General features: G+C 48.9%; 13 protein-coding genes and 1 riboswitch. Of the genes, 10 read left to right on the forward strand and 3 right to left on the reverse strand.

Annotated elements, in window-relative coordinates; genetic code table 11:
- Positions 1-9: 9 nt before the first annotated feature.
- On the reverse strand, positions 10-378 hold the full coding sequence (locus KB186_RS18735) for a Na-translocating system protein MpsC family protein (RefSeq protein WP_064202541.1): 369 nt from the start codon (positions 376-378) through the stop codon (positions 10-12).
- 241 nt (positions 379-619) lie between these two features.
- A riboswitch (cyclic di-AMP (ydaO/yuaA leader) is annotated at positions 620-766 on the forward strand.
- Positions 767-1,463: 697 nt separating this feature from the next.
- Between KB186_RS18735 and kdpA the strand changes: the two genes are divergently transcribed.
- From kdpA to KB186_RS18785, 10 genes are all read left to right on the forward strand, one after another.
- Complete coding sequence (gene kdpA, locus KB186_RS18740) at positions 1,464-3,137, forward strand: potassium-transporting ATPase subunit KdpA (protein ID WP_232774149.1); 1,674 nt, start codon at positions 1,464-1,466, stop codon at positions 3,135-3,137.
- 75 nt (positions 3,138-3,212) lie between these two features.
- Entirely contained in the window at positions 3,213-5,252 is a 2,040-nt protein-coding gene (gene kdpB / locus KB186_RS18745) for a potassium-transporting ATPase subunit KdpB (protein WP_232774150.1), read from the forward strand.
- A 35-nt stretch (positions 5,253-5,287) separates the two neighbouring features.
- Entirely contained in the window at positions 5,288-5,851 is a 564-nt protein-coding gene (gene kdpC, locus KB186_RS18750) for a potassium-transporting ATPase subunit KdpC (RefSeq protein WP_232774151.1), read from the forward strand.
- A 21-nt stretch (positions 5,852-5,872) separates the two neighbouring features.
- Entirely contained in the window at positions 5,873-8,203 is a 2,331-nt protein-coding gene (locus tag KB186_RS18755; RefSeq protein WP_221866676.1) for a histidine kinase, read from the forward strand.
- Between the two features lie 12 nt (positions 8,204-8,215).
- Complete coding sequence (locus tag KB186_RS18760; RefSeq protein ID WP_173611954.1) at positions 8,216-8,941, forward strand: hypothetical protein; 726 nt, start codon at positions 8,216-8,218, stop codon at positions 8,939-8,941.
- Between the two features lie 50 nt (positions 8,942-8,991).
- Positions 8,992-9,846: an arginase family protein gene (locus KB186_RS18765; protein ID WP_173611955.1), complete on the forward strand. Its 855-nt coding sequence runs from the start codon at positions 8,992-8,994 to the stop codon at positions 9,844-9,846.
- A 524-nt stretch (positions 9,847-10,370) separates the two neighbouring features.
- A complete protein-coding gene (locus KB186_RS18770) occupies positions 10,371-10,937 on the forward strand; it encodes an RNA polymerase sigma factor (RefSeq protein WP_232774152.1) in 567 nt (188 codons plus the stop codon).
- The gene (locus tag KB186_RS18775) at positions 10,918-12,582 is read left to right on the forward strand and encodes a DUF4179 domain-containing protein (protein ID WP_232774153.1); all 1,665 of its coding nucleotides are present in this window, start codon (positions 10,918-10,920) and stop codon (positions 12,580-12,582) included. Before KB186_RS18770 ends, KB186_RS18775 begins: the two co-directional genes overlap by 20 nt.
- A gap of 189 nt (positions 12,583-12,771) precedes the next feature.
- Positions 12,772-13,338: an RNA polymerase sigma factor gene (locus tag KB186_RS18780; RefSeq protein WP_173611836.1), complete on the forward strand. Its 567-nt coding sequence runs from the start codon at positions 12,772-12,774 to the stop codon at positions 13,336-13,338.
- Positions 13,319-14,983, forward strand: coding sequence for a DUF4179 domain-containing protein (locus KB186_RS18785; RefSeq protein WP_221866673.1), 1,665 nt, complete (start codon positions 13,319-13,321; stop codon positions 14,981-14,983). The genes KB186_RS18780 and KB186_RS18785 overlap by 20 nt, the downstream gene beginning before the upstream one ends.
- Before the next feature lie 59 nt (positions 14,984-15,042).
- Here KB186_RS18785 and KB186_RS18790 read toward each other — a convergent pair whose 3' ends face one another.
- Together KB186_RS18790 and KB186_RS18795 are read right to left on the reverse strand one after the other, a co-directional pair.
- Entirely contained in the window at positions 15,043-15,672 is a 630-nt protein-coding gene (locus tag KB186_RS18790) for an HXXEE domain-containing protein (RefSeq protein WP_173611838.1), read from the reverse strand.
- Between the two features lie 12 nt (positions 15,673-15,684).
- The gene (locus tag KB186_RS18795) at positions 15,685-16,275 is read right to left on the reverse strand and encodes a TetR/AcrR family transcriptional regulator (RefSeq protein WP_232774154.1); all 591 of its coding nucleotides are present in this window, start codon (positions 16,273-16,275) and stop codon (positions 15,685-15,687) included.
- Between the last annotated feature and the right edge of the window lie 134 nt (positions 16,276-16,409).

A 16,409-nucleotide genomic window follows, 5' to 3' on the forward strand; every position in this document is an offset into this window, starting at 1 on the left:
CGTGAAAATTTAGCCCAACATTTTTTCGAGGTCCTTGTCCAATACATAAACCTCGATCCGTTCACCCATTTTCGTGCTGATGTCGCTATGACTCGATAGTACCTTGCAGGTTGTCAGCTTTTCTACGATTTCTTCCGATTCTTCACTGTACATTTCACGGAGAACCTCGCGCATTTCTTTGACGATGCGGCGACCTTTATCGTGACTGGACAGATGCTTTTCTTCGACGGTAAGAACACCCTTGAACCTGGCGATGACCATATCACCGACGATGTAGGTCTTGGCTTCCTGCGGACCTCGTCCAATTAGTTCGCGTTGAAATTTTATGAATGCTTCGCTGATTTCAGCTTCCAGCTTTTTTTTGTTAGAGATGGCCAAACGCCATACCTCCCATAATTATCATTGTGCCTAATATTACTCAGCTGTCCAGAGGCTGTCAAACAAATAGGCTGATAATGTGAAAACGGAAGAGAAACGATGAAATATCATGATCGGATGAGGCCTGATAGGTTTAAATCGCTTACACGGATAAAGAATGCAAAAATCGTGTGAAAAAGACTGAAATAGGACATTAACATCCGATTATGCCGGACGTATAATGAGATTCGTAACCAACAATTGCAAAATATGGCCAAATCCCGAGGCACTCGGGAACGGAGGACCCAATCAGTAGGGGTTAATCCCACGCATGAATCGTGGGAGGGATGAGAAACTCTTTCGCCATCCTACCCGTCAGCTAACTTCGTCGGCTAAAGCGAGGGAGGTCTAAAGACCGCCTGTTTGAGGAGGCCTTTTTGTTATCCATTGAGGGACAACAAGGGTTGACTCGAAACGTTACGCAGGTCTTTTCGTTTTGCTCAAAAACGGCCAATGACCGTTTTACTCACAAGTAAATAGCTGTTTTCGGAAAAAGGAAACGGGAGACAAAACGCAAAGAAGGCAACTTCAAGTCGGCTGGGCGTTAGGTAGACCAATGAGTACTTTTTCTCCGATACAAAGGATCGTTTTATTTGCCGCGGGATGCGGGCGACTTCGTTCGTCTGTTCATCTTCAGCTCGGTCAAATGCGGCGGTCTTTCGGGGAAATCGTAAGCATTGGTCTATTTTTTTCCCAAATGGCAGGTTTTTTTCAAAAAAGGAAGCCTGTACAGGGGAAGCGAGAGAGACGAGTCGGCCAGACTTCACGGAATAGTTAGTACAACAAAAAAGGAGGGACATGGCATGGACGTGGTTTCCATACTGCTCTTGGCGCTTTCATTCGGTGTATTTTTTGCACTCATCAAATTTTGTGACGCCGTAGTAAGAGAACAGGGAGGGAAAGAGAAATGATCTGGTTGCTTTTGATTATGGCAGGGCTTGCGATGTACCTGTGCCACGCATTGATTTACCCGGAAAAATACTAGGGGTTACCCGGATCATTCGTTTATTTGGAACCATTTTTTAGAGGAAGTAGGAGGAACTGTCGTGGACTTTATACAAATAGCGCTGGTTTTGGTGGTGCTTTTCGTGCTCGCCATACCGATGGGAAAATATTTGGCACGCTCCTTTTCGCTGGAGACGACCCGATTGGACCGTGTTTTTGGCGGGTTGGAAAAAGCGATATACAAGCTGTCTGGCATTCGCGTAGCAGATATGACCTGGAAGCAGTACGCAATGGCTGTTCTGGTCAGCAACATTTCAATGGTGGCGATTGCGTATCTCTTGCTTCGTTTGCAAGGGATGTTACCTGGAAACCCGAGTGGAATTGCGGCGATGGAGCCGTTGCTTTCCTTTAACACAGCCGTCAGCTTTTTGACGAATACGAATCTTCAGCATTACAGCGGGGAGAGCGGATTGTCGTATCTATCGCAGATGCTGGTCATTATTTACCTGATGTTTACGACACCAGCGACAGGGATCGCGGTCGTAATGGCTTTCATGCGCGGGCTGACAGGGCAGCGTAGCATCGGTAACTACTACGTTGACCTGGTGCGTGCTCATACACGGGTGTTGATTCCACTGGCAATTGTTGTGACACTGCTCTTGGTGTCCCAAGGCGTGCCGCAGACGATGGAGCCGACAGCGACAGCAACAACGATTAGCGGAACGGAGCAACAAATCGCTCGCGGTCCCGTTGCTTCACTGGTATCGATTAAGCATTTGGGAACAAACGGGGGAGGATTCTTCGGAGTAAACTCTTCGCATCCGTTTGAAAACCCGACACCGCTAACAAACGTGATCGAAATTTTGTCGATGTTCTTGATCCCGGCGGCACTGCCATTCGCGTTCGGCTTCATGGCGAAGAGCCGCAAGCAAGGCTGGGTTATTTTTGGAGCGATGTTCGTGATGTTCCTGGCGTTTCTGATTACGGCGTATGCCAATGAAGGAAACGGCAACCCGGCGCTGGAACGGGCTGGCCTGTCACAAGAAATGGGCAGCATGGAAGGAAAAGAAGTCCGTTTTGGTATCGCACAAAGCGCCTTGTTCACCGCCGTGACAACAGCGGCAACGACAGGAACTGTGAACAACATGCATGATACATTGACACCACTTGGCGGCTTGGTTCCGCTCGGTGAAATGATGCTCAACTGCGTATTCGGCGGAGATGGCGTCGGAACGATTAACATTTTGATGTATGCGATTTTGGCTGTATTCTTGGCGGGCTTGATGGTAGGGCGTACGCCTGAATTCCTTGGACGCAAGATCGAAGGGAAAGAGATGAAGCTGATCGCCATCGCGATTCTCGTTCATCCCCTGATTATTTTGGCGCCAACCGCTATTGCATTGGCAACTGAAATGGGATCGTCCGCAGTGTCGAACCCAGGCTTCCATGGTATTTCACAAGTGTTGTACGAGTACACTTCTTCGGCAGCCAACAACGGTTCCGGTTTTGAAGGATTGGGCGACAACACGCCATTCTGGAACATTTCTACCGGACTCGTCATGCTGTTCGGTCGATACGTCTCGATCATTACGATGCTGGCGGTAGCAGGCTCCTTGCTCGCAAAAACGCCGGTACCGGAAACGATGGGTACGCTGCGCACAGACAATAGTGTATTCACGGTGATTTTGATTGCGACTGTGGTGATCGTAGGCGCACTGACATTCCTGCCTGTGCTTGCTCTTGGCCCAATCGCCGAGTGGCTCACAATCCGATGATAAGGGGAAGTTCAAAAGCTGACTTTTTGAACATTGATTTGAACATGAATACTAGAGGCAAAGGAGTAATTTTCCATGAGTAGAACGCGCACGGTTGCGCTTCCTAAAGATTTGTACCAGCGGGCCTTTGTCGAGTCTTTCAAAAAACTGGACCCGCGTGTGATGATGAAAAATCCAGTCATGTTCGTGGTAGAGATCGGGTTCTTCATTACGCTTCTCTTGACGTTTGTGCCCAATTTGTTTGGGGGAGCTTCGGACCCGTTTTACAACGGTGTCGTCAGCTTGATCCTGTTCGTGACGATTCTGTTCGCCAACTTCGCAGAAGCCTTGGCAGAAGGTCGCGGCAAAGCACAGGCAGAGAGCTTGAAAAAAACGAAGCAGGACACGCAAGCAAAAAAAGTGGGGAAAGATGGTCGCATTCAAGTCGTCAGTTCCACAGAACTGCGAAAAGGCGATCTGGTGATCGTGGAAGCAGGCGAGCTGATTCCATCCGACGGGGAAATCGTCGAGGGTGTCGCCTCTGTGGACGAATCAGCAATTACGGGTGAATCTGCTCCGGTCATTAAAGAAGCAGGTGGCGATTTCAGCTCTGTCACGGGAGGCACACGTGTAGTCAGTGACCGCATCCGTGTCCGTGTGACGACTGATCCCGGCGAATCGTTTTTGGACCGCATGATTTCGTTGGTAGAGGGCGCGAAGAGACAGAAGACTCCGAATGAAATCGCGTTGAATACGCTATTGGTCAGCTTGACGTTAATTTTCCTGATCGTCTGCACGACCTTGCTGCCTATTGCCAACTATGTAAATGCAGCCATTCCAGTTGCGACACTGATTGCTTTGCTCGTTTGCTTGATTCCGACTACGATTGGCGGACTCTTGTCAGCGATTGGGATTGCGGGTATGGACCGGGTCACGCAGTTTAACGTCATCGCTATGTCTGGTAAAGCCGTAGAGGCATCCGGTGACATCAACACCATTATTTTGGATAAAACGGGAACGATCACGCATGGTAACCGGATGGCTGCCGAGTTTGTCACCGTAGGCAACAGCAAAAGCACGGAATTGAACCGAGTAGCTGCACAAAGCTCGGTCCATGACGAAACACCGGAAGGACGCTCTGTTGTAGAGCTGGCGAAAAAACAAGGTCTGGCACCCGCTGAACTGGAATTGCCTGGTTCCGAAGGCGTGGAGTTCCGCGCTGAAACAAGAATGAGCGGGACGAATTTGGCAAGCGGCGTCCTCATCCGCAAAGGGGCCGTCGACGCCATCAAAAAATACGTGGTAGAGCAAGGGGGCAACATCCCTGCTGATTTTGATGAAAAAGCAAACCGGATTGCAACGGCGGGCGGCACGCCATTGGCTGTAGCAGAAGGCAATGCGATTCTCGGGTTGATTTACCTGAAAGATACCGTAAAGCCAGGGATGCGCGAACGCTTTGAAGAGCTGCGCCGCATGGGTATTCGTACGGTCATGTGCACGGGAGATAACCCGCTGACAGCCGCGACGATTGCCCGCGAAGCAGGTGTGGACGATTTCGTAGCGGAAGCCAAGCCGGAAGACAAGATTGCGCTGATCCGCAAAGAACAAGCGGCAGGCAAGCTGGTCGCCATGACAGGTGACGGTACGAATGACGCGCCAGCTCTCGCACAAGCCGATGTCGGTTTGGCGATGAATACGGGTACGGTAGCGGCGAAAGAAGCAGCGAACATGGTCGATTTGGATTCTGACCCGACCAAAATTATCGAGGTCGTTGCGATTGGCAAGCAGCTTTTGATGACGCGCGGTGCATTGACGACGTTCAGTATCGCCAATGACGTAGCGAAATACTTCGCGATCATTCCTGCGATGTTCATGCTGGCGATCCCACAAATGAGTGCGCTCAACATCATGGGTCTGGCTACACCGGAAAGTGCGATTTTGTCCGCGTTGATCTTCAATGCGATTATTATTCCGATCCTGATTCCGCTGGCGATGAAAGGTGTGAAATACACACCAATGAGCGCGACGAAGCTACTCAGCCGCAATCTGGTGATCTATGGCTTGGGGGGAATTATCGTCCCGTTCGTGGGCATCAAGCTGATAGACTTGATTTTGGTAGGATTGAATCTGGTGTAACTCATATTGAAAAAAGAAAGCTCAGGTGAACCGATATGATATGGAAAAATTTGCGTCTCAGCCTCGTTTTGCTGCTGATTTGCGGCGTTGCCTACCCGCTGGCGATGACAGGGGTTGCACAGGTTGTCATGCCTGCACAAGCAAGTGGCAGTCTCATCACCGATGCGAGCGGCAAGGTAGTCGGCTCCGAGCTGATTGGGCAGACCTTCACCGATCCGAAGTACTTCTGGGGACGCATTTCTTCTATTGATAACAATGCGTCAGGCTCTGGCTCGAACAACTACGCGCCATCCAACCCGGCCCTGATCGAACGTACACAAAAAGATATCGCCGCATTTCTGGCAGCGAATCCTGGCGTGAAGCAGGAAGACATCCCGGCTGATTTGTTGACGAACTCCGCTTCCGGTCTGGATCCGCATATCTCGCCAAAAGCTGCTCAGATACAAGTGGAGCGTGTAGCCAAGGCGCGCAATCTCGAAACGGTACAACTACAGGCTCTGATTGAAGCGAATACAGAGGGAAGAAGCTTGGGGGTATTCGGAGAGCCGCGTGTCAATGTAGTCAAGCTGAATATAGCTTTGGATGAATTGGATAAGTAAAGAATGAAGGAGGGCTGCGAGATGGTAGAGCAGTTTCGGCGAAAGTCCCCGGAGGAAATCTTGCAGTCCATCTCCAGAATGCACCGGGGCAGGCTGAAAATCATTCTGGGGGCAGTCAGTGGTTCAGGTAAAACCTATCACCTGCTAATGGAAGGGCAGTCGCTTAAGAAAAAAGGGATTGATGTGGTCGTAGCTGGCTCAGGCGAGGCCACTCATCCCAAGCTGGCGCAAAAGCGGGAGGGCTTGGAGCAAATCCAGCCAATCATCTGGTATTCCCTCGGGGAAGCGAGACATGATCTGGACGTTGCAGCCATTATCGAGCGTGATCCGGAAGTGGTTCTCGTAGACGGTTTGGCTCATCGCAATCGTCCAGATGCCCAGCGTGTAACCCGGCTCGACGATGTTCAGTATTTGTTGAATCACAATATTAGTGTGATTGCGACGGTCAACATTTACGAATTGGCGGGGATGAAAGAAATGGCGGAGCGACTGACGAAGGCAGAAGTGCGTATCGACCAGTGTGTACCTGAGGATACGCTTGCCATGGCTGACGAGGTGAAATTGCTCGACGTCACGCCAGAAGCCATTCTGAAAAGGCTGCAAGAAGATGATCGCAACCCGACTCGAACCAAGCATCCGTTGTTTCGCAGAGACAATCTGCATATGCTGCGAGAACTCGCTCTTCGGTTCGTAGCTACAGGCGTAAACGAGGATTTGGAGGATTATCGAGAGAAGCACGGTATGGTAGGGGCTTCCGGAGCCACAGAGAAGGTGTTGGTTTCTGCCCAGTATCATTGGAACGGGTCGATATTGGTTCGGCGAGGACAACAGGTTGCCAAGCGGCTCGGCGGAGAGCTCTTGGTCGTCTGTTTTCTCCCTTTATCCAAGAAACTGACGAAGGAAGAAGCGACTTTTAAGAGATCCATCGGAAAGCTCGTGGACAAAGTCGGAGGTACCTTTGAAGAGCAGATGCTTGCACATGAAAAGGGCGTAGCAAACGAGCTCGTCGCTTATGCGATGGAGAATAATGTGACCCGAATCGTCATGGGGCAGTCCAAGCGTACGCGCTGGGAAGAGATATGGTATGGCTCCATCGTCCATAAGATTCTTCGGCAAACGAAAAATATTGATATCCTAATCGTAGCGGACCGTTCTGAGCGGGACGGTGAGCGCGTTATGCCGACCAAGCGTGAACAAGCGGTAACGCCCAATCCGTACCGCCGACTCTCTGATGAGGAGATGCAGCAGAAAATCGGGAAAATCAAGCGCGGTACGCTAAAAGTATATGTGGGAGCCGCACCTGGTGTCGGCAAGACGTACACGATGCTCCGAGAAGGCAACGAGCTCGCCGAAAATGGCATCGACGTGGTGATTGGGCTTTTAGAAACGCATGGACGAAAAGAAACCATTGAGCAGGTAGGGGGACTTCCTCTTATCCCGCGCAAGCGTATTCCGTACAAAAACGTGACGTTGGAAGAAATGGATACGGACGAAATCATCCGGCGAAATCCGGAGGTCGTACTGGTGGATGAGCTGGCACATACGAATGTGCCGGGGAGTGCCTATGAGAAGCGATACCACGATGTCGAGAAGATTTTGGCTGCGGGTATTTCCGTCATATCCACGATGAACATTCAGCACCTGGAGAGCTTAAACGACAGCGTCGAACAAATCACGGGAATCCGCGTGCGAGAGACGGTACCAGATCATATTTTGCATCAGGCAGATGAGGTCGAGCTGATCGATATTTCACCCAAAGCACTGCGTCAGCGGATGCGGGAGGGCAATATTTACGCGATGGAAAAGGTAGAGCAGTCGCTGACCAACTTTTTCAAAACAGGGAATTTGATCGCGCTACGGGAGTTGGCCTTGCGTGAAGTGGCGGACGACGTCGACGAACGCTTGGAGGCGTGGGAGCGACGAACGCTTCGCGGGCCTTGGCGGCAGCAGGAAGTCATTTTTGTCTGTGTGAATTTGCGCGCAGACAGTGAACGATTGATTCGCCGAGGATTCCGAATTGCCTATCGGCTGAAGGCGTCCTGGCATGTAGCTTACGTGCAGGATCATTCGTCGCTGACAGAAGAGGAAGAGACGCAGCTGGCGAAGCTGAAGGCACTAACAGAGCGGCTCGGAGGTCGCTTCGAACAATACGAAGCCCCTTCTCGGCGCAAGGTTTTCACCAAGCTGGTTTGGCATATGAACGAAAAAGGAACGACGCAGGTCGTCATCGGGCAGTCGGCGCGGACCCGCTGGAAGGAAATTCTCGAGGGTTCGGTCATTCAGCGATTATTGAGGGAGGTCCGACACATGGATGTGCTGGTCGTGGCCGATCACGCATCCGAAATGATGTGAGGGAGGGTAATGATGGGCACAGAAAAAGAAGGGCAATGGGACCAAAGCGTGGCAGACGCCTATAGCCGTTTGGAGTGCCTGATACTAGAGCCAACTACGGAGGCAGATTTGTTTTCCAGGCTGATACGGGTCTACCTGGAGGAAGAAGAAGTGCGCATACGGCAAAAGCTAAAGCGCAAATCCTCGCAGCGAATCTCTCGCGTCATGCATGAACGGGTGGGTGAGTTTTTGTCTGGGCAGTTGACCGGGCTTTCGTTTCAAGTGATTGACGGTCTCTTGTTTATAAAGAGGCAAGAGCAGCTAGTCGGGGCACTCAAATGCATCCCAGATCTCGGCAGCTACGATACTCCGTCCTGGAATGCAACACTTGCCCGTTTTGCCAAGCAGTATCAGAAGCGGTTCCAGCTGGCGCCAGAGAAGCTGCTGTTCGTTGTCTGCTCGCTCGCCAAAAGCTTGGATGCAGCTCATGCCAAGGCGTTGACCGGAATTGATGTGTGGTGTGGTGCGGCATTAACGACTCCCGCTTATCGGGATGCGCTGCAAACGTATGTCAGCAAATGTGTGGAGGTCATGGACGCTCTCCCGCAGCCTGTGCACCAAGTGTATTTTTTAAGTGCAGATGTCCATCCGAATGCGCTTGCTTGCCAATTGCTGCGCGGGGAAAAAGCATCCATGCCAGATCGTTGGTTGCGACCGTCCGTCGGTGATCTCATCCAATTACTGCACGCGAAGCTGTGATATACTTTTAGGGATGGTCATACGATGAATTTCCTTGGGAGGGACTTTTTATCAAAGTAAAAGTAGCTGGTATCCCGCATTTCACAGGGGCTTACATTTCGGGCACACAGCTTGCTCCAGATGCATTGCGGAGCGCAGGATTGATCGAGCATTTGCAGCAGCGTGGTCTGAGCGTGCAGGACGTAGGGAATCTGAAGCTTCCGGATGATTTGCCTCGCCACAATATTCCACCAGTTCGTAACTGGCCGGCACCGCGCATGTTCTGGGATTTGCTGCAAAAGGACGCGCAAGAGTGGCTCGATACAGACGACTTTGTCTTGATGCTCGGCGGCGATTGCAGCTTGGTCGTTGCAACAGCACAGGCTCATCAGGCTCAGTATCAGGAAAAAGCGTATCTGCTCGTGCTTGACGGTCATCTCGATGCAGTAGTGCCATCCGCTTCTCGCTGTATTGGGGCGGCAGGGATGGGTTTGTGGTTTTTGCTTCAGGATCGCGGACAATGGATCGAGCCAAGCGGCTGGGACGCAGAGCGAATCCGCCTCATCGGCTGCCAGCAGATGCCTGGAGAGACTTTCGGCGTTGACGTCATGACCTTGGCTCAGCTCACAGAGGGAAGCATCGTGGAACGAGTTTCTCATATGCTCCAATCGATCCCGCCTGATGCCAAAATCCTCGTTCATTTCGACGTAGATATCATGCACAAAGACGCGATGCCAGCGGCCTATTCCCCAAGCGAGACAGGATTGTCGCTGTCCGAAGCGGAGGCATTACTGGCAACTGTCTTGCGAGATTCGCGCGTGACAAGTATGGAAGTGACGGAATTCTCAGGGGTAAGGGATACCACTGGCGAGTATGCGCAGAGGCTGGTAGAGTTGCTCGCCCGGGCACTAGCTGCACGTGTTTAAAGTACTCCCATTCGAAAAAGAATAGATTTGTTAGCAAGTGAGCTCGGCAGTCCTGATTTGTTCAGGCTGTCGAGCTCTTTTTTGGGCGATCTTCCTAAGTTTTTAAAGGTACCGATTAGCCAAGAAAGCTGGTGAAAAGAAAAAGCACAGGGCTCGCAGACCTTGACAACGCCTACCCAGTCGGAACTTTAAAAAGAGGTCCACGCTTGTCGAACACTTCTTCTCAGAGAAACGTCCGCCCGTAGGGTGGCTTTGGCTCGACGGTCCTCTTTTTAAAGTGGAGACGGACAGTCAATCCCCCACGCTGGCGTGTCAGAGTTGAAGAGACCTGTGCTTTTTCTTCTCCTCCACTATGTTGACTCAAACAAATAGCTTTGAAGCCCTCTTATGACGGGAAAATAAATTTTTTAAAAATAAGGAGAAAGGATTTTCCCGCTCATTCGTATTAGTGTTGAATCAACCAAAACGGAAGCTGCGCAGCATTCCCCAAAGGCTGATCGGTGATAGATGGAGGAGTAGTAGAAATGCCGGACGATCGGGAATTGATCGAGCAAATCCTGGCTGGCAATCACCAGCTGTACAGTCAGATTATCGACAGGTACAAGGGCAAGATCGTGACCTACTTGTACAAAATGATCGGCAACATGCCAGACGCACAGGATTTGGCTCAAGACGTGTTTACCAAAACCTTTTACCTATTGAAAGACTATCGGCCTGAGCACAAGTTTTCTTCATGGCTGTATCGAATCGCGAGCAATCATTGTCTCGATGAAATACGAAGACGCAAAAGGACGGAGCAGACCGCAATTGTGGAGGAACAGATCGTTGATCCAGAGACACCAGAAACCACTCTGTTAAAAAAGGAGCGAGACGCCCAGCTGGAGCGCAGTATCATGCTGCTGGATGAGGAGTATCGCGAGGTGTTCGTTCTGCATTACTTGAAGCGTCTGTCGTATCGGGAAATCAGCGAGAGACTGTCTCTTACGGAGAGCGCTGTTCAAATGCGCTTGTTCCGTGCTCGTAAAGAGATGAAGAAAAGCCTGATGAAAACAATGGGAGGGGGAGATATTTATGAAATGCTTCATGTTTAATCAATGGAAGCTCTATGAAAATGGCGAGCTCCCCCCTGCCGAAAGCAAAGGACTGGAGCAGCATGCAGGAGAATGCCCACAATGTCAAATCAAGCTGCAAGAGTGGGTAGATTACATGCTGGAAGAGGAATTTTCCACTTATCCGGAAGTTCCTGTACCCGATACCTTTACGGACGAGGTCATGAGTAAACTGTTCGAAGAGGTTCCCGTACGTACGGCACGGAAGCGCTCCTTCCGAACCAGAAGACAAAGGGGCTGGGATATTGTGAAGAAGACAGGACTGGTAGTAGCAGGACTAACGGCTTTGGTCGTGACAGGTACGGTCGTTTCACCGACGTTTGCCAACTATGTGAATAGCTTGTTCCAGATTGAGAAGGATGCGGATAATGGCATGAAAAATGCTGTTGATAAAGGTTTTGTCCAAAAGCTTGAGCAAAAAGTAACCGATCAAGGGATTACTTTCGAAGCAAAAGAGGTGATGGCAGACTCGATGAGAATCGCCGTGATCTATGATGTGTACGACCAGAACGGCAAGCAAATTAAAATTGGTGAAGATGGACACCTACTGAATGCTTATCTGATTGATTCAACAGGGAAAGATTGGTTGGAAGACGATGGACCAACCTTGGGTGGTCACGGAAAGTATTTTATCGTAGAGCAGCCCTTAAACACTATTTTTGAATCCGCCGAAGCTACTCCGAATATGTTGACCTTAAAATTAGAACAGACCGAAATCGCAGGGAAAAAGGGAAAATGGTCAATGGAAATCCCGATCGATATGAAGAAAGCCAAGGAAGCGACCAAAACGGTTACTTTCAAGGACACAGCTTTTCATTCACCACTGGGGATGGAGATCGAACTGGAAAAAATCGAATTTTCTCCGAGTGCGACCCGCCTGATGCTAGAAACTACTCTTGTTAAATCAGCTTATGTAGAAGTTGAAGAGGAGCGAGTAGAAGTAACCCGCGAAGGGGCGCAAGTCAAAACAATGGAAAAAAGGCAGGTTCCCATTTTATCAGGAAACGATATTGCGTACGAAATCACAAACGAAAAAGGGGATGTTGTAGCTGCTCGGGATAAGGCGTCATTGGATGAGGGGATAGCGAAGGAGAAAAACGTGCTCAATATATCTGGAATTATAGGAAAACGACAAAGTGAACATAGCCAGAAGTGGTGGCATTCTTTTGGCCCGATGCAGGGTGAACAAAAGTTAACGCTTCAGCTCCGAAAAATATATGAAATGAAACGCTCTTCTTCCAAAGTCAAAGTCGATCTGGTTCCAGCAGAACTAAACAAGAAAGCAGCGACTTTACAAGATGAAGCAGGCAGTACCTTTACGTTTTCTTCTTTTGCATGGGAACCCGGTAAAGACGAGGAGCTAGGTAAAGCTGTGATGACAGTAGAGGGGATATTAGGAAAAGACGTAGTCCAAACCAACTTTTGGTCTGCAAAGGATGAAAATGGAGATACCCACCAAGCGGACTTGGATGCAGAATACAATAGAGACAAAGACGGACGCGTACACTTCAAAGGCACGTTGGAGATTTCGCGCATGGAGCAACAACCGAAAAGTCTCTCAATATCTTTTGCTGAATATACGGTGGAGCACCACGTGAATTGGGAAGTGCCATTTGAAATCAAATAGATGAAAGACAGACAGGGGAAGAGGTTGACAGAGGCCTCTTCTTTTTTATTTGGATAACTGATTATAGAATTTTTTAAAAGTAGAGAAAGGTTTTTCCAGCAAATCCGTAATAGCTTATGAATCAACCAAAACGGAAGCTGCGCAGCATTCCCCGCTGGCTTGATCTGTGATAGATGGAGGAGTAGCAAAATGCCGGACGATCAGGAACTAATCGAGCAAATCCTGGCTGGCGATCATGAGCAGTACAGACAAATTGTCGACAGATACAAGGGCAAGATGGTCGGTTATTTGTACAGGATGATCGGAAACATGCCAGACGCACAGGATTTGGCTCAAGACGTGTTTATCAAAACCTTTTATCGTTTACACGACTATCGGCCTGAGTACAGGTTTTCGTCGTGGCTGTATCGAATTGCGAGCAATCATTGTTTCGATGAAATGCGAAAACGCAAACGGACAGAGCAGGTAGAAATCGATGAGGAGCAGCTGATTGACCCGGACACGCCTGAAACAACTTTGTTGAAAAAGGAACGGGACGCAGCGCTGGAACGCAGCATTATGCTGCTGGATGAGGAGTATCGCGAGGTATTCGTCCTGTTTTACCTACAGCGACTGTCGTATCGGGAGATCAGCGAGCGACTTTCTCTATCGGAGAGCTCCGTTCAGATGCGATTATTCCGCGCCCGCAAAAAGATGAAGGACAGCCTAGAGAAAACGATGGGAGGGGGAGCTATTTATGAAATGCTTCATGTTTAATCAATTGAAGCTATACGTAAACGATGAGCTGGCCCCTGCTGAGAGCAAAGGATTGGAGCAACATGTGGAAAATTGCCCACAATGCCAGAAGCACCTGCAAGAGTGGGGAGAAGGCATGCAAGAAGTGGATTTTTCCGACATTCCAGAGGCTCCTGTACCCGATACGTTTACAGATGAGGTCATGGATAAGCTGTCTGATGCAGTTCCTCCACGTTCTACGCGAAAGCACTCCTCCCGAACCAGAAGACAAAGGGGTTGGGATATTGTGAAGAAGACAGGATTGGTAGTAGCAGGACTTACGGCGTTGGTGGTGACCGGAACGGTTGTATCACCTACGTTTGCGAATTATGTGAATAGCTTGTTCCAAATGGAAAAAGATGCGGATAGCGGTATGAAAAATGCCGTCAATAAAGGCCTTGTTCAAAAGCTGGAGCAGAAGGCAACCGATCAAGGAATTACTGTCGAGTTAAAAGAGCTGTTGGCTGACTCGATGAGAATCGCAGTCATCTATGATGTGTACGACGAGAGCGGCAAGAAGATTGAAGATCATAATTTGAATGCGAAGCTGATTGATCAGAACGGTAAGGATTGGTTTGAGGATGATGGAGGAGATAATTGGGGAAGTCATGGAGAGTTTTTCATCACAGAGCGATATTTGAATGAAATCTTCAAATCACCTGATACGACTCCTGACCAACTAACCTTACATTTAGAACAGACAGAAATCGCAGGTAAGACAGGGAAATGGTCATTGGAAATTCCGATCGATATGAAGAAAGCCAAGGAAGCGACGAAAACGGTTGTCTTCCAGGATACGGCCTTTCAATCGCCACAAGGTCTAGGGATTGAGCTGAAAAATATCGAATTTTCCCCAAGTGCGACACGGGTCATGCTAGATACTATTTCCCCAAAATCAGCTTATTTGGAGGTTGAACGTACGTCGATCCTGTACGATCGGAAAAATCCGCAAGGCGCCATTGTCACAGAAAAAGAGCGTGATTCTGCTTTTTCGGGAGAGAATATGATGTACGAAATCACCAATGAAAAAGGGGAAGTGGTAGCAGCTTGGGATATGAAATCATTGGATGATGGGCTTGATAACAAGGAGAATGTTCTTTTCACACCAAGAACAGAAGAAGAAGCGGAAGAAAGACCAGAAGGCGATGTCTTGAATTGGTGGCATACATTTGGCCCGATACAGGGAGAGCAAAAATTAAAGCTTGAGCTAAAGAAAATTTATGAGAAAAAGCTGGCTTCGCCTAAATTTGATCTGGTTCCAACAGAACTGGAGAAGAAAGCTGCGACTTTCAAGGATGAGACAACAGGCAGTACCTTTACATTCTCTTCTTTTGCATGGAAGCCAGGTAACGGTGAAGATCTAGGTGAGGTCGTAATGACCATAGAGGGTACATTAGGAAAAGGCATAGTTGATAACCACGATTGGTTTGTAAAGGATGAAAATGGGAAGAATTTCGCTGCGTCAGTGAGTACTGAGAGCACCAGAGACAAGGACGGACGGGTACAGATCAAAGGTGAGATCACGATTCCGCGCTTGAAGCAACAACCGAAAAAGCTCACGGTATCCTACGCTACCTATATGGTGGAACACGACGTGAAGTGGGAAGTGCCGATTGAAATCAAATAGTTCAAAGAAAAGGAAGAGGCCGACAGTGGCCTCTTCTTTTTCTTTTCAGGAGCTGGTTTTTATGATTTGTGTACGTAAGGCCCCAACTGTTGACGAGTAAAGGTATAACGGGAATTTTCGTCCTTTAGCCACATATTCCCCTTCACAATGAGAATATACACTGCAACGATGAAGTAGCCCGTCCCAATGATCCAGTCTGACGTCGTTACCATGCCAGTGGAGATAATGTGCCGGATATACCATACCCCGATCGGGATGTGGAAGACGATAACGGCGAACAAGCCCGGATTGTAGAGCGTTTTCGCTTTTAGATTCGCAAAAATTCCATGCCAGATAAACTGGAAGAAGCCCATTAGAATCGGTGCCAAGCCGAGCCAGACGACAGTTGGGAACAACAGGGGAACCAGATAAAAGACATAGGCAATGACCAGGTTGATGATCATCGCAGACTGTGGATTCAGCGGGTATCGTTCTGGATGGCTGCTTTTGAAAATCAAACCATTAAACAGGCCGGCAAAATATCCGGGCCAACGATACTCTTCATACTGATGAACAAGGATGGCGATGAAGCTTAGCCACAACAGCCGCTCGATAACAGGAATGGTACTCCATTGCAGCATGACATGCAGACCAACACCTACTGCCACCAACAACCCGAGGTCAGGCCAATATTTTCGCAAAAAGCCCATTTGTCTCTCCCCCTATTTTTCATGAAAATAGCGTGCGAATAACAAATCAATCTGTTGGTCTACCGAAGCGACCTCGATGCCAGCCCCTGTAGACAATATCGATTTGAGCAAGGCAGGAAGAAATATCGCTCCAAACAACTGCATGATCATCATCATGAGAACCTCATGGTTTTCTTCGTGGGTAATTTCCTTCAAAACTCCCGCAATCTTCACAAACCCGATGCTTTTGAGAAATTGACCGTATTCATATTGAGCGGTAAATACAGCGCCACCAAGTGAGAAGATTCGGGAAACCAGCTCGGGATATTGCTGGATGATCTGCACGTAGCTCATTAAAAACTGCTTGAGTCGTTCATGGGGAAGCAGTGAGGTGTTATCCAAGATATCAAATGTAGGTGTAAAGCTTCCTAGAAAGGCACTGAGGGCTTCATTGATGAGCCTATCCTTGGAACCGAAATAGTAGTTAACCAAAGCTACGTTTGTACCGGAATCCGCTGCGATTTTCCGCACTGTCACACTCTCGAAGCCTTCCATCTTGATTAAATCAAGTGTCGATTGCAAAATTTTTGCTTTCGTTTCGCTGTTTTTATCTGCCTGTGACATGACCAACCTCCTTTTTATTGAAAGTAAGAGTGTTTTGTCAAACAACGTTTTAAACATTGTTTAATTTAATGGTAACAGTTCCCAAGTGGTATGGCAATATTCGTTTTCAACATTCGTAGTCAAACCTTATTCGT

This window comes from Brevibacillus sp. AF8 (assembly GCF_021270385.1).
Classification (GTDB): domain Bacteria; phylum Bacillota; class Bacilli; order Brevibacillales; family Brevibacillaceae; genus Brevibacillus.

Excerpts from the sequence above, each read along its gene's own strand:
- kdpB (WP_232774150.1), top strand. The coding sequence starts at position 3,213 with ATGAGTAGAACGCGCACGGTTGCGCTTCCTAAAGATTTGTACCAGCGG.
- kdpC (WP_232774151.1), top strand. The coding sequence starts at position 5,288 with ATGATATGGAAAAATTTGCGTCTCAGCCTCGTTTTGCTGCTGATTTGC.
- KB186_RS18755 (WP_221866676.1), top strand. The coding sequence starts at position 5,873 with ATGGTAGAGCAGTTTCGGCGAAAGTCCCCGGAGGAAATCTTGCAGTCC.
- KB186_RS18760 (WP_173611954.1), top strand. The coding sequence starts at position 8,216 with ATGGGCACAGAAAAAGAAGGGCAATGGGACCAAAGCGTGGCAGACGCC.
- KB186_RS18770 (WP_232774152.1), top strand. The coding sequence starts at position 10,371 with ATGCCGGACGATCGGGAATTGATCGAGCAAATCCTGGCTGGCAATCAC.
- KB186_RS18775 (WP_232774153.1), top strand. The coding sequence starts at position 10,918 with ATGAAATGCTTCATGTTTAATCAATGGAAGCTCTATGAAAATGGCGAG.
- KB186_RS18780 (WP_173611836.1), top strand. The coding sequence starts at position 12,772 with ATGCCGGACGATCAGGAACTAATCGAGCAAATCCTGGCTGGCGATCAT.
- KB186_RS18785 (WP_221866673.1), top strand. The coding sequence starts at position 13,319 with ATGAAATGCTTCATGTTTAATCAATTGAAGCTATACGTAAACGATGAG.
- KB186_RS18790 (WP_173611838.1), bottom strand. The coding sequence starts at position 15,672 with ATGGGCTTTTTGCGAAAATATTGGCCTGACCTCGGGTTGTTGGTGGCA.
- KB186_RS18795 (WP_232774154.1), bottom strand. The coding sequence starts at position 16,275 with ATGTCACAGGCAGATAAAAACAGCGAAACGAAAGCAAAAATTTTGCAA.